The 16133-nt window shown below is 33.9% G+C and carries 17 protein-coding genes; 10 read left to right on the top strand and 7 right to left on the bottom strand.

What is annotated here, in order from left to right; translation table 11 throughout:
• Positions 1-110: 110 nt before the first annotated feature.
• A complete protein-coding gene (locus tag SOY52_RS06020; protein WP_320848067.1) occupies positions 111-545 on the bottom strand; it encodes a DUF3842 family protein in 435 nt (144 codons plus the stop codon).
• A 72-nt stretch (positions 546-617) separates the two neighbouring features.
• Entirely contained in the window at positions 618-2726 is a 2109-nt protein-coding gene (fusA, locus tag SOY52_RS06025) for an elongation factor G (RefSeq protein ID WP_320848068.1), read from the bottom strand.
• Between the two features lie 185 nt (positions 2727-2911).
• On the opposite strand from fusA, the gene SOY52_RS06030 reads away from it, so the two are divergent.
• The 4 genes from SOY52_RS06030 to SOY52_RS06045 all read left to right on the top strand — a co-directional run bounded on the left by SOY52_RS06030 (position 2912) and on the right by SOY52_RS06045 (position 6320).
• Entirely contained in the window at positions 2912-3316 is a 405-nt protein-coding gene (locus SOY52_RS06030; RefSeq protein ID WP_320848069.1) for an HIT family protein, read from the top strand.
• Positions 3304-4710 (top strand): cell envelope integrity protein TolA, encoded by a 1407-nt coding sequence (locus tag SOY52_RS06035; protein ID WP_320848070.1) that lies wholly within the window; start codon positions 3304-3306, stop codon positions 4708-4710. The genes SOY52_RS06030 and SOY52_RS06035 overlap by 13 nt, the downstream gene beginning before the upstream one ends.
• Before the next feature lie 55 nt (positions 4711-4765).
• Positions 4766-5080, top strand: a complete 315-nt coding sequence (gene trxA, locus SOY52_RS06040; RefSeq protein ID WP_320848071.1) for a thioredoxin — start codon at positions 4766-4768, stop codon at positions 5078-5080.
• A gap of 391 nt (positions 5081-5471) precedes the next feature.
• A complete protein-coding gene (locus SOY52_RS06045; protein WP_320848072.1) occupies positions 5472-6320 on the top strand; it encodes a PD-(D/E)XK nuclease family transposase in 849 nt (282 codons plus the stop codon).
• Between the two features lie 166 nt (positions 6321-6486).
• Here the strand turns inward: SOY52_RS06045 and SOY52_RS06050 are convergent, their stop codons facing one another.
• The gene (locus tag SOY52_RS06050) at positions 6487-6996 is read right to left on the bottom strand and encodes a hypothetical protein (protein WP_320848073.1); all 510 of its coding nucleotides are present in this window, start codon (positions 6994-6996) and stop codon (positions 6487-6489) included.
• Positions 6997-7114: 118 nt separating this feature from the next.
• On the opposite strand from SOY52_RS06050, the gene SOY52_RS06055 reads away from it, so the two are divergent.
• The gene (locus SOY52_RS06055) at positions 7115-7462 is read left to right on the top strand and encodes a cupin domain-containing protein (RefSeq protein ID WP_320848074.1); all 348 of its coding nucleotides are present in this window, start codon (positions 7115-7117) and stop codon (positions 7460-7462) included.
• Positions 7463-7492: 30 nt separating this feature from the next.
• Here the strand turns inward: SOY52_RS06055 and SOY52_RS06060 are convergent, their stop codons facing one another.
• Positions 7493-9388: a long-chain fatty acid--CoA ligase gene (locus tag SOY52_RS06060; RefSeq protein ID WP_320848075.1), complete on the bottom strand. Its 1896-nt coding sequence runs from the start codon at positions 9386-9388 to the stop codon at positions 7493-7495.
• Between the two features lie 138 nt (positions 9389-9526).
• Positions 9527-10438 (bottom strand): hypothetical protein, encoded by a 912-nt coding sequence (locus SOY52_RS06065; RefSeq protein ID WP_320848076.1) that lies wholly within the window; start codon positions 10436-10438, stop codon positions 9527-9529.
• 219 nt (positions 10439-10657) lie between these two features.
• On the opposite strand from SOY52_RS06065, the gene SOY52_RS06070 reads away from it, so the two are divergent.
• The 4 genes from SOY52_RS06070 to SOY52_RS06085 are packed head-to-tail and all read left to right on the top strand — an operon-like array spanning position 10658 to position 14473.
• On the top strand, positions 10658-11512 hold the full coding sequence (locus SOY52_RS06070) for a sugar ABC transporter permease (RefSeq protein WP_320848077.1): 855 nt from the start codon (positions 10658-10660) through the stop codon (positions 11510-11512).
• Entirely contained in the window at positions 11512-12318 is an 807-nt protein-coding gene (locus SOY52_RS06075; RefSeq protein WP_320848078.1) for a carbohydrate ABC transporter permease, read from the top strand. The genes SOY52_RS06070 and SOY52_RS06075 overlap by 1 nt, the downstream gene beginning before the upstream one ends.
• A gap of 12 nt (positions 12319-12330) precedes the next feature.
• The gene (locus SOY52_RS06080) at positions 12331-13662 is read left to right on the top strand and encodes an ABC transporter substrate-binding protein (RefSeq protein WP_320848079.1); all 1332 of its coding nucleotides are present in this window, start codon (positions 12331-12333) and stop codon (positions 13660-13662) included.
• The gene (locus tag SOY52_RS06085) at positions 13634-14473 is read left to right on the top strand and encodes a sugar phosphate isomerase/epimerase family protein (RefSeq protein WP_320848080.1); all 840 of its coding nucleotides are present in this window, start codon (positions 13634-13636) and stop codon (positions 14471-14473) included. Before SOY52_RS06080 ends, SOY52_RS06085 begins: the two co-directional genes overlap by 29 nt.
• Here the strand turns inward: SOY52_RS06085 and SOY52_RS06090 are convergent.
• Complete coding sequence (locus SOY52_RS06090; protein ID WP_320848081.1) at positions 14439-14891, bottom strand: MerR family transcriptional regulator; 453 nt, start codon at positions 14889-14891, stop codon at positions 14439-14441. The two genes, SOY52_RS06085 and SOY52_RS06090, sit on opposite strands and share 35 nt — an antisense overlap.
• Positions 14892-14946: 55 nt before the next feature.
• Between SOY52_RS06090 and radC the strand changes: the two genes are divergently transcribed.
• Positions 14947-15630, top strand: a complete 684-nt coding sequence (radC, locus tag SOY52_RS06095) for a RadC family protein (protein ID WP_320848082.1) — start codon at positions 14947-14949, stop codon at positions 15628-15630.
• Here the strand turns inward: radC and SOY52_RS06100 are convergent.
• Positions 15622-15762 (bottom strand): hypothetical protein, encoded by a 141-nt coding sequence (locus SOY52_RS06100; RefSeq protein ID WP_320848083.1) that lies wholly within the window; start codon positions 15760-15762, stop codon positions 15622-15624. The two genes, radC and SOY52_RS06100, sit on opposite strands and share 9 nt — an antisense overlap.
• Between the last annotated feature and the right edge of the window lie 371 nt (positions 15763-16133).

Raw genomic sequence — 16133 nt, forward strand, 5'->3', positions numbered from 1 at the left:
ACACATGCAATAAGAGTTTAGCTGTAATTACTGTTTCCATATTAGTATTATACTACTTTATCACTTATGATACAAATCTTTACGCAATTCCTTCGCCTCCTTAAAAGGAGTCAACTTCCTTGCGTGTTTTCATGTGAATTAAAAAGCTTTTCAAGCTCACCAATAACTCCATTTACCATAACGTTTAGTGATAAATTATTTACCCCTATCACAATATTACTACAAAGATTAACAGGAATTAATAATCTTTTTGCATGGCTTTTTCCTACAGCTTTAGCCATCTTCGCAGTTACCTCACCAAAAAGAGAATTGGCAATAACAATACCAATAGGACCAATAATTACATCAGCATCCTTTACATTTACCTTCAATGGGTTTTCACCAGTAGCAGAAATATCTGCCCCTGCTTTTAACATAGCTTGGGTTGCAACTGCATTGGTTCCAATCGCAACCACTTCAGCCTTTGAACCAAAATTAGTTTTTATCGCACTTACAACTTGCTTTCCAAGTCCTCCACCTTGTCCATCAATTACAACAATCTTCATAAGAAATAATCTTAAAAAAAAAGAAAAGGCCGTGCAAGATACACGACCTCAAATAAAGTATTTAAGAAAAGCTTATTTCTTTTCAGCCTTTTTCTTCTCTTCGTACTTCTTCTTAAGTTCATCAGAAACGCTCTGTGGTACTTTACCATACTTAGCAACTTCCATTGTGAACTCAGCCTTACCCTGAGAGAGAGAACGGAGAACTGTTGAGTAACCGAACATCTCTGAGAGTGGAACTTCAGCAATAACCTGACACTGGTTATTATCTTCAGTTGAACTTACAATCATACCTCTTCTCTGGTTGATAGAACCGAAGATGTTACCCTGGAACTCTGATGGACCTTCAACTTCAACCTTCATGATAGGCTCAAGAATAGCTGGCTTTGCCTTCTCATATGCTTCACGGAATGCACCAAGAGCTGCAGTCTGGAATGCCATATCTGAAGAGTCAACTGGGTGCCAAGCACCATCGTTTACTACACATCTAACACCTACTACAGGGAATCCAATCTGAGTACCCTTCTTCATAGCTGTCTGGAAGCCCTTATCACAAGATGGGATATATTCTGTAGGAATTGCACCACCCTTAACTTCATCAACGAATTCGTAGTCCTTAACTTCTTCGCCATCAACCTGAACGATTGGTTCAATGTAACCAGCAACACGAGCGTACTGACCAGAACCACCAGTCTGCTTCTTGTGTGTGAAGTTAAAGTCTGCTCTCTGAGTGATAGCTTCTCTGTATGCTACCTCTGGCTGGCCAACTTCTACTTCAGCCTTATACTCTCTCTTCATTCTCTCAATGTAAACATCGAGGTGGAGCTCACCCATACCCTTAATGATTGTCTGAGAAGATTCAGGATCAACATAAGTTTGGAATGTTGGGTCTTCCTTAGTAAATCTGTTGAGAGCCTTAGCCATGTTATCAGCTGCTTTCTTATCAACTGGCTTGATAGCAAGTGAGATAACTGGGTTAGGAACATACATACTTGTCATTGAATAGTTAACACCAGGAGCACAGAATGTATCACCTGAAGCACAGTCAATACCAAAGAGTGCAGCAATTTCACCACATCCAGCTTCGTTGATATCTTCCATTGTTGAAGCATGCATCTTAACAAGACGACCAACACGGAACTTCTTTCTTGATCTTGTGTTGAAAAGTTCATCACCCTTCTTAATCTTACCCTGATAGATACGGATGTAAGTTAACTGACCGAACTGACCATCTTCAAGCTTGAATGCAAGAATAACTGGTGGAAGGCTGTCATCTGAAGGAAGCTCAATTTCCTTTTCATTGTCATCAAGGTCGAGAGCATAGTTATGAACATCTGTTGGGTTTGGAAGGTAATCGATAACACCATCAAGGAGCTTCTGAATACCCTTGTTCTTATAAGCAGAACCCATGAATACTGGTACTAAGCGAAGTGCAATAGTTTCTTCACGAACTACCTTCTTGATGAGGTCAACTGTTACTGCATCCTCAAGCATAGCTTCCATGAGCTCTTCTGAGTTCATTGAGATTGTATCAAGGAGCTCTTCTCTCTTGCTCTGAGCTTCATCTAATAATGATGCTGGGATTTCTGCTTCTCTGATACCCTTTCCATCTTCACCTGCATCGAAGTAATAAGCCTTCATCTCAACTAGGTCTACTACACCTTCGAGCTTATCTTCAAGGCCAATTGGAATCTGCATGAGTACAGCATTAAGACCGAGCTTCTCACAAAGCTGATCCTTAACACGATAAGGATTAGCACCAGAACGGTCACACTTGTTTACAAATGCGATACGTGGTACATGATATCTCTTCATCTGACGGTCTACTGTGATTGACTGAGACTGAACACCACCTACTGAACAGAGGACAAGAATTGCACCATCAAGAACTCTGAGTGAGCGTTCTACTTCAATTGTAAAGTCAACGTGTCCCGGAGTATCGATAACGTTAATTTCGTGACCCTTCCAGAATACGTTTGTTGCAGCAGATGCAATTGTAATACCTCTTTCTCTTTCGAGCTCCATTGAGTCCATGGTTGCACCAACGCCGTCTTTACCCTTTACATCGTGGATAGCATGAATCTTGTTACAGTAGTAAAGGATACGTTCACTGAGTGTTGTCTTACCTGAGTCGATATGAGCACTGATACCAATGTTTCTCATATCCAGAAGGTTGTTTGCCATAATATAAAACCTCTTAAATATAAAATCACTGTTAGAATACAAATGTGCAAGCTCTATCACTTGCACCCGATTTCGCATAATATTCGTTTTATTATAATTGTGCAAGTAAGTTAGTGAAAAAAATAAGGTAAAAACTATTTAATCTTTTTATTCTATGCTAATATTCCTAAAAATAGGAGTTATCTATGAAAACAGTTTTTGAAATGATTATCGATAATGAGATTCCTTCAGTCAAACTTTATGAAGATGATGTATGCATTGTAATATTAGATATTAATCCAATCCAAAAAGGCCACGCATTAGTTATTTCTAAAAAACCATATCCACGTTTTACTCTTGCTCCACAAGATGAATTATCCCACATGATGGAAGTAGCAAAAAGAGTTGATTTAAAGATGAGAGAAGTACTCGGTGCTGATGGTACAAATATTATGATCAACAACGATCCTGCATCAGGCCAAGAGGTTCCACACCTTCATATCCATGTTATTCCACGTTACACTGGTGATGGCAAAGGGTTTGTTTTAAATAAAGATAAATATGATGATAATGAAATAGCCAGCTTTGGAGAAAAGTTATGTCTAAATTAAGGTGGATTATTCTTTTTTCACTTTTAATATTCCTTCTTTTTGGGTGTGCAACCTACACTTCTTCAATGGGTTTTGAGAAAATTTCTTTAGAAGAAAATGTTAATTTAAAAGAAACTAGATACAGAGTAATTCTAGATGAAAAGCAAAAAGCAGAAGAGGAAGCAAGACTTGCTCAAGAAAAATTAGAAGCTGAAATAAAGGCTCAAGAAGAAAGAATTATTAAAGAACGTCTTGCTGAAGAAGAACGTATAAAGGCTGAACAGCTTGCTGAAGAAGCAAGAATTGAAGCTGAGAAAAAGGCAGAAGAGGAGCGTATTGAGGCTGAAAGATTAGCCGAAGAAGCTCGTCTTGCTGAAGAAGAAAGAATTCAAGCTGAAAAAGAAGCTGAAAGATTAAGACTTGAAGCAGAAGAAAAAGCTCGCTTAGAAGCTGAACGTTTAGAAGCCGAAAGGCTAGCTGAAGAAGAAAGACTTATTAATGAAAAGAAGGCTGAAGAAGAACGCTTAGCAGAGGAAGCAAGACAAAAGGCTGAAGCTGAAAGGAAAGCAAAAGAAGCTGCTTTTGCTCAATCACTTGCAAAAGCAAGAAGACTTAATGCTTATCCTCAAGACCTTAATTCAATGGGGCTACCTCATATCTATCGTCCAGTTGATGCCCCAATTTTAAAGGATGATTCATTCACAAAGCTTGATGTTTTATTTATTCCTCTTGGATTTACTCAAAATATCGATACTCAAGTAATAGCAGATTCAGTTAAAGACATAAATGCTGATTTTATCTTTATTACAGGATTATTATCTGACCGTGTTGAGTTATCAAAAGCTCTTGGTAAGGATACAGTTACTTTTAAAAATGGTTCAATTATCTTTAATTCAAGCTTAATTGAAGCATCTGATACATCTGCAAAGTTTAAAGTTTCAGAAAGTAAAGATATTGAATTATGTATTTATGCACTCTCTGAAAAAGGTGCTGTTAATGCAAAGGACGCAGCAAGTTGGGTTGAATATATTAATGCTCAAAGTGAAAAAGATTGTAAAGAAGTACTTTCAAGTGTTGAGAGTTTATCAGATAGTGAAGTAATTTATGCACTCTCATCTTCTCAGCCTAGTTCTCTTGACTGGTCAATTTTTACACCATATCAATATAGAACAGATGCATCCTTTACTATCTCAGATGAATTAAATAAAGACTATAGTGATACATATAGAGCTACACATTTCTCAGAGGAAACAGATGGAGGAATTACTTTTAATTCTTCAAAACTATCTGAGCGTTTAGATTTTTTATACACTAAGGGGTTATTAGAGGTATCATCAACAACACTTGCGGTAGCTGGATTATCAAATAATGACATTGCACGCTTTGCTATTCTTGCAACGTATATTGTACCTTAATCTTGCCTTCCGAGTATTATGACACTATATTTTTTATAAGGAGATTTTGAATAAGATGATTTATCATGTAAATAAAGAAAATTTTGAAAAGGCTGTATTAAAGAGCCCTGTTCCAGTTCTCGTTGATTTCTTTGCAACTTGGTGTGGTCCTTGTAGAATGCAAGGTCAAATACTCGAACGCTACGAAAAAATGCATAGCGATGAGGAAGTTAGACTTGTTAAGATTGACTGCGATGAAGAAGCAGAACTAGCAAGAGAATATGGTATTGAAACAATTCCTACTCTACTTGTTTTTAAGAATGGAGAACTAGTTGAAAGAGTCTCAGGTGTTAGACGGGAGAATGAACTCGACCGACTCCTTGGATTATAACACTAGGTTAATCTTTATATAATTTATTAGACACTCAATACTATTTTCAATTTCCCACCAAGTTTTTATAAAATGAGGTGGGTTTATTTTTTTATGCTCTTTATGAAAAAATGAAGAGGAAAATAATTTTTTTCTTTAACTAGTATAAAAATTGTTTTATTAGTTAATTCTCATTACACATGATTATCCAAGTATAATTTAATCAAGTTAAAAAATTCTATAATCACTTATAATACAATAGTTTATAACAATTAAACGTATAAATAGTATAATTCAAAGTTAATATTTTTTTCATTTTACTTCTATTATTCATAGGAGGTAATAAAAAGTAAGAGATAGTAAGTCTTAGTAGTACTATCTCGCCAATGATTAATTATAGAGATAAATTATAATGAAAATAAAATATACCAAAGAGGAAATAGAGCTTGCAAAAGCTCTACGACCTATTAATGATGCTTTGTTTCGAACTATGGCAAAGGATAATATTCCTCTAGTTGAGCATATTATTAGGGTAACTTTAAATAGGGACGATATATCTATTTTGAGGGTAAATACACAAGATGATATCCATCTCTTTTCCTTTCAACACTCTGTTATTCTCGATTGTCTTGCAATAGATAAAGATGGAGTCTTATATGATATTGAAGTACAAACAGTTAACAATGATGATTTAGAAAAAAGAGCAAGATATATCTCATCTATGATAGATGTGAAATATGCGTTAGAGAAAAACCAGGCATATGGGAAGCTAAAACAAAGCATAGTAATCTTTCTAATGGAAAAGGATATCTTTGGGCTTGGAAAACAATTATATGAGTTTATAAGGAAAGAAAAAGAAATAAACTTGCCATTAAAAGATGGTAATAATATCATTTATGTGAATGCTGAAAACAAAGGCAGAGAAGATTTAAATAATCTAATGCAGAGTTTAATTTCTTACAATTACAGTGATATGAAAGATCAAGTGATAAGGGAGTGTACGATGTATTATAAGACAACAGTAGATGGAGAGGATAAGGTTTGTGAAGCACTTAGAGAGTATGTAGCAAAATCCTATGATACAGGCAAAGCTGATGGAATTAATATTGGAAAAGCCGATGGCATAGCTGAAGGTACTGTTAGAACATTATTAAAGCTAGTTAATAGTGGAAATATTACACTAGACTATGCGATTGCTAATTCTGGATTATCTAAAGATAAATTTAATTCTATTGCTGACAACTTAGGTTATAAACTCTAAAATCAAAATTTCCCTATCTAGGCTATCTTTCTAGATAGGGATATAAAAACCAAATATTTCAGTCTCATGGTATGAAAAATATGATTTTAAAAAAAATTAAACCATCTGTAATTATGTTTTACACATAAAAATAAATTTTACCATCTATTCGAAAATAGCTTATTAACTAGAAGGTATAACCAATAGCAATTCTTGGAAGTGGAATTGTTAAATCAAGGTAAGCCTTTGTCTCACCATTTCTAAATTCAGCAAGGTAAATTTCTGTACCAGTAGAAATAGCAAGATACATTTTAGATGTAAGATCTAAATGTAATGATGCACTTACATCAGCTCCAAGAGACCATGTTGATGATTTAACATTAATTCTAGGACCTGCAGAAACTAAAAGCTTTGTAGAATTACCAACCTTAGTTTGGAGTACATAACCACCTCCAACGACAAAGCTATTACCTGTTAAATCTGGTGCAAATACTAAATTAAAGCCATTCTTACCATCAAAAACAACATTTAAGTTTAAATCAGTTTTTGCATTGAACTTAACATTTCCTGTATTTCCCTTATAGTTTAAGGAAATATCAGTATTTTGAACGCCAAGCTCAAGCTTCATCTGAGTATTAGCTGCAAATACCGGAAGTGTTACGATTAAAAGTAATAAAATAGTAATGATTTTTTTCATTTCTTTCTCCATGGGGATTATTCTAGCTAAAAAAATATATTATTCAACCAAATAGTTACACAATAATTTGACTTATTGGCACATTTGTTAAAAAATCATAGTTATTGGAGAATTACCTATGATTAAGAAAAAAGAGGATATGATTATCTCAAAAATAACAAAAATGAGAGATGGTAACGGAGATGTAATTAAAAATGAAATATTGGGAAACCTTGATATGGCTAAACATGCAAGAATGTTCTCAACTTTCACCTTAAATAAAGGTTGTTCAATTGGCTATCATACACACATTAAGGAAACCGAGTATTACTATATTCTCTCAGGAAATGGTGTTGTTAGCGAAAAAGATGGAGATAAAGAGGTGAAAGCTGGTGATATCGTAATTACTGGTGACCAAGAAAGTCATGCAATAAGAAATGATAACGAAGAGCCATTAGTCCTCTTAGCTATTATTATCCTCGATTAAGTATTTTGGAGGGCAAGGTGCCCTCCAACATTAGAACATTGATTTAATTTCATTCTCATATAGCTTTGCAATTTGGAACCTTTTAATTTCCTGCTTACTACTTAACTCTTTATTTATCTCAAAAGATTTCTTTAAAAGAGTAAATTTGTAGATTTGTTCAAAGCTCTTAAAGCCATTTTTAGAACTTACTCTTTCTCTAATTTCATTCTCGATTAAAGAATGAACTTCAGGGAGAGAATAGATGTCCTCACGAGAGATGTAATAGATTTTATTTTGCTTCAAGTAATATTCTATTGCTTGGATAGAAGGTACAATTAAAGCTCCAAGATATTTTTGGTCCTGACCAACTACTACACTAGATTCTATGTACTCACTTTCATTTAAAGCTGCTTCAATTGGAACTGGTTCAAGATTTTCCCCACCAGAAAGAACAATAGTATCTTTACTTCTTCCAACTATGTGATACTCACCATCGTATGTCCAAACTGCAAGGTCACCTGTATTAAAGTATCCATCCTTGTCAATTACCTTACTTGTTAAATCTGGTCGCTTGTAGTAACCAAGCATTACTTGGTCACCTTTAATGTGTAACTCGCCCTTTTCACCAGGCTTACAGAGTTCTCCTGTTTCAAGAGAGATAATCTTGATATCAACATTACCATATGGAATCATGGTACCAGGTCTTCTCTTTGTCCATGCTCTAATACCAATTACAGGAGCAGTTTCTGTTAAACCATAGCCATCAACTAAGTTAATTCCAATTGAATTGAAAAAATCATCAATTTGTGGTGATAGTGAACCACCTCCACTAATACCACAAGTAAAGTTTGTTCCAAGCTTAGTTTTTATTTGTGAGTAAACAAGTTTATCACCAAGCTTATATAGTGGTTTTAAGAAAATAAGAGGAATTATTGATGTTGTAATCTCAACAAATCTATTTCTCTTTGTGTACTTTCTTGTTAAACCATGGTACATATTGCTGTACTTGTAGTGCTTATCCGCAACCTTAACAAAGAAATCAAAAGCAATCTTTTTAATTCCACCTTCTTTCTTCATTTGAGCATAAACAGCACTCTTAACACTTTCCCAAATACGTGGAACAGAACCCATGAAATGTGGATTTATTCTCTTTAAATCCCCAAGCATGATTTTTCCAATAGGCTTGGAGTAACAAATTGTTGAATCAAGATATATGATTATATACTGTATTATTCTTTCAAAGGAATGCCAAACAGGAAGTACACTTAACCAACGTTGTCTAGGAGCTGTTGGGAAATGAACAGAATCAATATTTTTAATAATTCCGTCGAAGTTTCCCTGGCTTAGCATTACCCCCTTTGGTTCACCTGTTGTTCCACTTGTAAAGATTACAGTTGCAAGGTCACTTTCCTTTAACTCGTTAATTGATTTAATTAACTCTTTATCTTCACTTCTCTTAAATTTTTCAATTAACTCCTTGTAAAAGTAAATATTTACATCATTTTCTTTTGCAATATCATCTACCTCTACAATTAACTCATCATCTAATACAATTAGATTCTTTAAAGCAGTTAAAGACTTTCTTACAGATAGAACTTTCTTAAGTTGATCCTTGTTTTCAACAATAGCAGTCTCTGCCTCAGTTGCCTTTAAAATAAACTCAACTTCACTAGCTGTACTATCACGTCCACGAGGAACATCAGCAGCTCCTAATGACATTATTGCTAAGTCTGAAACAATCCAAGCAGATCTATTATCACTAATTAATCCAACTAAGCTTCCTTTTTTAACACCAAGACTTCTTAAAGCTGCAGCAAAGGAATGAACTAATACTCTTACTTCACTGTATTTAAAATCAATAAATTTACCAGTTTTATCTTTTTCCATTAAAAAGATGTAATCACCAATTGTTTGACACTTTGTTTCAAATAAAAATGGAACAGTCATTATATCCTCATAAGTTGTAAGTAATTGACATATTTAATATTTTTGTCAGAAAAGATAATTACAAATTATAGATATTTTGTCAAGAAAAAAAATAACCTCACCTAAAACTAGATGAGGCAAGAAATTAATTATAATGTATTATTTTTCCCAAAGTTTTTCAGGATAGTAGCCTTCAGCAATCTTCTTTCTAAGCTCGTCAACTACAATCTTCTTATCTTCTGGGTATGTCATACCAAACCATCTTTCCTGGCTAGTAAGTACCTTAATAGTACCTTCACCATCTTCAACCATCTTACCAGCGCCATTAGGAAGTAAGCATTCAGCCTTTGGAGCTGTAATATTATCTCTCTTGAAAGCTTCCCAATATGGGACGAAGGAATCAAATACCTTTGGTGTGAAGCCAAAGAAATTCATTGAAACAATTTCTTTACCTGTTAAAGTCTCATCGCCTCTATCGAGGTGTGAAACAATACCACCATCAGCTGTATATTCAATCTTAGTATTTTCTTCCATTGTAACGAGCATGCCGTTATTAACTTTACAAATACCACGAGAAACAGAACCGGACTTACTCATTGTATTTTCAAGAACATAACCAACCATTGCATGTTCTGTTGAATCGTTATCAAGCTTGGAAAGATAAGCACCAAGATCTTGGTATGCTGTTCTACCATAGTAGTCATCTGCATTAACTACTGTAAAAGGTGTCTTAACTGCATCTTTAGCACAAAGTAATGCATGAATAGTACCCCAAGGTTTTGCTCTGCCCTGGCTCTTTGCAAGTTCTTCTGCTGTTAGTAAGCTATCTAATGACTGGAATACATATTCAGCATCCATGTTTCTTGCAATTCTATCGAAAAGTCTCTCTCTGAAATCCTTCTCAATATCCTTTCTAATTATAAAAACAACTTTGCCATAACCACTGTTTTTTGCATCAAAAACACCGAAATCTAAGAGTGTTTCATTGTGCATACCTACAGCATCAATCTGCTTTACACCGCCATAACGGCTACCCATACCTGCAGCTAATACCAAAAGAGTTGGCTTCATTATAAGTTTTCTCCTTCCATGTTTTTATTTACTTATGATATGTTACAACCTTTATGGTAAAAAAGACAGTATAAAAGGTAAAATTATTTATTAAGATATAATTATATTACAATAAAAGATTACCAATAAAAATATTACGTTATCTTTTGTTTCGTTATATTTATATATATTACAAAGAATTAATTGACTATAAAGCAAAAAATCATTATCCTTCCAAGCATGCGTAAAAAAATAGTAAAACCATATCTTTATATACTTCCAGCATTATTGCTTGCTATAGTATTTGTTTACTATCCTTTTATACGCTCAGTAATATCATCATTTTTCAATATATCTATTAAAGGTAAACTTAATTCATTTTGCGCCATTGCTAATTACAAGGATTTATTTACAGATGAAGTTTTTTATTTATCACTTAAAAATACTTTTATCTTTATGGTAATGTTTGTGCCTTTAAACACACTCTTTGTGATAACATTAGTAGTTCTTACAAGAAGAAAAAATCGATTATCAAAAGTTGCAGAAACAGTATTCATGCTCCCAATGACAATTGGCTTATCAAGTGCAGCATTACTATTTAAATTCATGTTTAATGAAACAAATGGTGTTATAAATTCTCTACTTCATTTAGATATTTTATGGTCAAGCAAAGCACTCCCTGCTCGCTTTAGTTTAGTTTTTTTAGGAATCTTTCTTGATATTTCAATTGATTATCTTCTTCTTTTAAGTGCATATAGAAATCTTGATAAAAGCCCAATAGAAGCAAGCATGGTAGATGGATGCACTCCATTTCAAGTGTTTTTATACATCAAGCTTCCACTCCTTCTACCAACTCTTTCCTTTATTGTATTTATTGCAATTAAAGATGCACTATTAATTTGTGCACCAATAATGGTAATGACAGAGGGAGGCCCTGCAAGAAGTACCCAAACTATTGTTTATTACTACTATCTATCAGCATTCAAGAACTCTGCATTTTCAAAAGCAGCAGCAATAAGCACATGTGTATTTATTATTGCAGCAATAATTTTAACTATCTATAAACGCTTTGAAAAAATGAGGATTACATATTAATGAAAAAGCTTACAAATGTTTTATTAATAGCAATGATATTAATCATGGTCTTCCCATTCTTTTATGCAATATCAGCTTCTTTTTTCTCAGCTGCAGACTTCACAACATATCCAGCTAAAATACTTCCAAGTAAACTAAACTTTTCAAATTACTTGAAGGTTTTTAATCATAAATACTTTACTACTTACCTAGTAAATTCAATAATTACAGGTTTTACTGGAACTCTTTTAAGGCTTATTATTGCTTTTTTATCATCCTATGCTTTTTCTCACTATAAATTTAAAGGAAAAGATTTTCTCTTTAGCATACTAGTATTAACTCTATTTATTCCATCAGACTTATTGCTAGTTGAAAACTATATAACTATTCAGCGCCTCAAATTAACAGATACCTATCTGGGAATTATTTCAACGAGTCTACTTGGAGCAAGTCAGATATTTATTTTAAGACAATTTATGCTCACAATTCCAAAAGATATTTTTGAAAGTGCATTACTAGATGGTGCTTCAGATAGAAAATATATTTTTTCTATTTTACTTCCACTATCAAAAGCTATTTTAGTAACACTTTCCTTACAAAGCTTTGTGAATATTTTCAATTCTTATCTTTGGCCTTTGCTTGTTACAAATAAGCCAAAGATGAGAACAGTCCAGGTAGGAATTACAATGTTAGGTTTTTCAGAGAGCCTTAGCTACGGCCCTACTCTTGCGGCAATAATCTTGTTATTTATCCCTTTTACAATACTCTTCATAATCTTCAAGAAAAGTATTTTGAAGGCACTTGAGAGGGGATACTTATATATTTAATAGGAGGATAAAATGAAAAAACTACTCTTACTTTCTTTACTACTAACTATTTCTCTCTGCACTCTTTTTTCTGCAGGAGCAAAAGAAACAAGTGTAACTGAAATTACATTTTGGCACTCAAACAGTGGTATTCTTGGTGAAGCTATTGAAGACCTTGTTGATAACTTTAACGATAGCGTAGGAAAAGAAAAAAATATCTTCGTTACTGCAATTTACCAAGGTAAAGCAAGTGACGTACTAACAAAAGTAAAAGCAGTTAGTCAAAGTGGTGATAAAAGTGAATATCCATCATTAGTACAGCTCGATGCAACAGGTGTTGTTGATATGGCAGCTAATAGTGATTTATTGTACGTTGAAGATTTATTTAAAGCTAATGGTGATGATTTATCCTTCTTACTCGACCATGCAAAAGAAAGCATGATGTATAAAAATCGTGTAATTGGTCTTCCTTTTAATGCATCAACAATCCTTTATTACTACAATAAAACTCTCTTTGATAAAGCAGGAGTTAAGGAAATTAAAACTCTTGACGACTTGATTAATGTAGCAGATAAACTTTGTCAAAAGGATGAAAATGGCAAGATTGTTACATATGCAATTTCATCTGTTCCTACCACATATGAAATGTGTGCATTTATCGGTAGCCAAAATGGTGGAAGCTATTTAACCGATATGGATAATGGTCACCTTGGCTTTGCAACTAAAACTGTATTTAAGGAAGAAGGTACATTAAAGGCTTTCTTAGAAAAATGGAAAGAGCTATATAAAACTGGTGGACTTAAAAACTCTACTAGTGGAGTAACAACAGAGTTTGTTTCTGGTCAAACTGCTTCAATGTTTGCTTCAACTAGTAACCTTACAACTGTATTAAATGCTATCGATGGAAGATTTGAATTAGGTGTTAGTTATCTACCTATGGTTAACGAAGAAGCAACAGGTGGTGTTAACCTTGGTGGTGGTGCCCTCTTTACATTTGATCAAGATGAAAACACATCTAAAGCTGTATATGAATTTATGAAGTACTTAACAAGTGCTGAAAGTCAGCTTACTTGGCACATCAAAACAGGTTATCTTCCAGTAAACAAAGATACATATAACCTTGACGAATTTAAAACACACTGCAAGCAAAATCCAGAGTTCAAGGTAGCTAGCGACCAACTACTTGCTTCAAATCCTAAGGTTGTAGGTCTTTGGATCCCTAATGGATATGAAGTATATTATGCATTCCAATCAAATATTAAAGCTATGCTTGAAGAAAACATCTCTATCGAAGAGACTGTTGATAAAATGACAAATGAAATTGATAGAGGTCTTGATGCTTTCAATAGACAAAATCTCAACTAGTACTAATTTACTTTGTTTCAAAAGAGGCGGTAGAAGGGAGATGGTTTCATCCATCCCCCTTATCACATCATATGGTTATAAAAACATTGATATTAACTTTTGTGAAATGTTAAATCCAACCCACAGAGTTGATAATGCTTACATTGGACAATTAAAATCCTTAAAAGAAAGCTTAGGACTAAACTATAACCAAAGCCATGTTCCTTACATCCCTGATTATCTAAATGCTGATCAAAATGAAAGAAATAGGATTGATGATTTAATTAAGAGAGCTTTTGAATACTCTGAGAAACTAAATATTGATACTGTAGTAATTCACCCAATAAAAGGTTCAATTGAAGATAATATTAATTACTTTGAAAGAGTTCTTAAGGATTTTCCAAGTAGCTGTAGGCTCGCAATAGAAAATATGGAAAGATATGATGAAATAGGAAGAGCTACAGAGTTAATCCAAATTATTGATAGTTTAAATAATTCTAATGTAGGTATTTGTCTTGATACAGGACATGCTCATATGTATGGACTTGATATTCCAAGTGAAATAAAGGCAATGGGTAAATATTTAATTGGTACTCACATTGCTGACAACCATCAAAAGTATGATGAACATTTTATGCCTTTCTTTGGCTCAATTAACTGGGAAGAGGTAATCAAGGCATTAAACGAAATTGATTATAACGGTTATTTAACATATGAAATAATGTTCTTCTTTAAATATCTTCCAGAGGATATTCAAGAGGATGTTGGAAGACTTAGCTATAAAATACTTACCAAGCTTATTTCTTTTTCGCAAACGAACAATTCTTTTTAAATGAACAATTTTCGCATAGTGCACCAGGACACTCCTGAAATGAGTCTGATGCACTTTCTAGTTGCTTAATGTGCCACTTAAGTTCACCAATGTGGTCATTTAAAGCTTTTACCTTTTGCTCTGCATCTTCAAGCTTTTCTCTATATTGAGAGAGTAATATTTCTCTTCTTAACTCTCCACTTTTATCTTCACCAGAGAGCATAATAATCTTTTTTATTTCCTCAAGCGAAAATGATAGATTTTTTAGCTCCATAATTCTTTTTATATAAACAAGGTCAGCATCACTATAGATTCTCTGTCCACCAGAGGTTCTTTCAGAGCTCTTTAATAGCCCCATTTCATCGTAATATCGAATTGTTCTAATAGTTAATCCAGCAGCCTCTGCAAGCTGTCCAACCTTATATTTTTTCTCACTCATTAGACCAAATATATCAAACTTTGTTTTTTTTAACAGCTTTTTTTCTATTATTAATATGAAGTACGAAAAAAACTATATCTCGCAGCTTTCAATAAGAGAGTTGCCACCACAGGACAGACCTCGGGAAAAGCTCGAAACTAAGGGTGCTTCTGCACTATCTGATTTAGAGCTTCTCATGATTTTACTTTCGAGTGGAAATGCAAAAAGGAGGGTAAATGATATCGCACTCGACCTACTTACTTTACTAGATACCAATGTAGATGCATCTACTGATGAAATTGCAACAATAAATGGTATCGGTACGGCAAAGGCTTCTGTTATCTCAGCTGCACTTGAAATCGGAAGAAGAAGAGCAGTAAGAAATGGAAATACAATTACTACGCCAAATGATATTTTCATGGAAATTAAGCACTTTGCATCAAGAGAACAGGAGCAATTTATAGTAATTGTATTAAATGGAGCCCATGAAATTCTTAATATTTTTACAGCAACTATAGGGCTTGTGAATAGATCTTTAATTCACCCTAGAGAAGTGTTCTCAGACCCAATTTCACGTAGAGCAACAGCTGTTGTGTTAGCACATAACCACCCTAGTGGAATACTTTCACCAAGTAAGGAGGATATTGCGACCACAACAAGACTAGCAGAGTCAGGGGAGCTTCTAGGAATAAGAGTTATTGACCATTTGATCTTCTCAAATAAGTCATACTTTTCCTTTAAGGAGCATGGGTTACTTTAGTTTTACTCCTAGAAGTCTTACCACATCTAGAGCTTGAGATACATCAAGCTCTACTCCCTTTAACTCTTTGAAATCTGATGAAATGAATATTGAGGAAAGCTCACTATTAATTAGTGTTACATCCTTTAGCATAGTGCCATTTAAAAAGGCTCTACTTAGGATAGAAGCTATTATCTGTAGGTTTTTATGTTCAATATCGGAAAGTGTTGTTTCAGATAAATCAGAGTTATTAATTTTTGTATCTAAGATAAGTGAATTTGATAAATCACTATAGGTAAATTTAATGCTATCAAATTCACACTTTTTAATCTTAGACTTTGAAAGTGTAACTCCAAGTAGTTTTGAGTTAGTGAACTACCGCCACCCTAAAGGGTTGCAGCTTCTGGTTTAACCCTGGTTTGCTTCCAGTTCTCATATGAAACTTCAAAGCCTGATCCAGGTTCCGCCAGAGTACCCATGTGTTCCGAATGGGTGCTGACTCTCATCTCATACTGGCCAGCAAG

Source organism: Bullifex sp., from assembly GCF_034103065.1.
Lineage (GTDB): Bacteria > Spirochaetota > Spirochaetia > Sphaerochaetales > Sphaerochaetaceae > Bullifex.

Coding starts and splice junctions, on each gene's coding strand:
- SOY52_RS06020 (WP_320848067.1), bottom strand. CDS start 545: ATGAAGATTGTTGTAATTGATGGACAAGGTGGAGGACTTGGAAAGCAA.
- SOY52_RS06075 (WP_320848078.1), top strand. CDS start 11,512: ATGAAAAAGCTTACAAATGTTTTATTAATAGCAATGATATTAATCATG.
- SOY52_RS06090 (WP_320848081.1), bottom strand. CDS start 14,891: ATGAGTGAGAAAAAATATAAGGTTGGACAGCTTGCAGAGGCTGCTGGA.
- SOY52_RS06065 (WP_320848076.1), bottom strand. CDS start 10,438: ATGAAGCCAACTCTTTTGGTATTAGCTGCAGGTATGGGTAGCCGTTAT.
- SOY52_RS06045 (WP_320848072.1), top strand. CDS start 5,472: ATGAAAATAAAATATACCAAAGAGGAAATAGAGCTTGCAAAAGCTCTA.
- SOY52_RS06035 (WP_320848070.1), top strand. CDS start 3,304: ATGTCTAAATTAAGGTGGATTATTCTTTTTTCACTTTTAATATTCCTT.
- SOY52_RS06080 (WP_320848079.1), top strand. CDS start 12,331: ATGAAAAAACTACTCTTACTTTCTTTACTACTAACTATTTCTCTCTGC.
- SOY52_RS06055 (WP_320848074.1), top strand. CDS start 7,115: ATGATTAAGAAAAAAGAGGATATGATTATCTCAAAAATAACAAAAATG.
- SOY52_RS06085 (WP_320848080.1), top strand. CDS start 13,634: ATGCTTTCAATAGACAAAATCTCAACTAGTACTAATTTACTTTGTTTC.
- radC (WP_320848082.1), top strand. CDS start 14,947: ATGAAGTACGAAAAAAACTATATCTCGCAGCTTTCAATAAGAGAGTTG.
- SOY52_RS06060 (WP_320848075.1), bottom strand. CDS start 9,388: ATGACTGTTCCATTTTTATTTGAAACAAAGTGTCAAACAATTGGTGAT.
- SOY52_RS06100 (WP_320848083.1), bottom strand. CDS start 15,762: ATGCTAAAGGATGTAACACTAATTAATAGTGAGCTTTCCTCAATATTC.
- SOY52_RS06050 (WP_320848073.1), bottom strand. CDS start 6,996: ATGAAAAAAATCATTACTATTTTATTACTTTTAATCGTAACACTTCCG.
- SOY52_RS06070 (WP_320848077.1), top strand. CDS start 10,658: ATGCGTAAAAAAATAGTAAAACCATATCTTTATATACTTCCAGCATTA.
- fusA (WP_320848068.1), bottom strand. CDS start 2,726: ATGGCAAACAACCTTCTGGATATGAGAAACATTGGTATCAGTGCTCAT.
- trxA (WP_320848071.1), top strand. CDS start 4,766: ATGATTTATCATGTAAATAAAGAAAATTTTGAAAAGGCTGTATTAAAG.
- SOY52_RS06030 (WP_320848069.1), top strand. CDS start 2,912: ATGAAAACAGTTTTTGAAATGATTATCGATAATGAGATTCCTTCAGTC.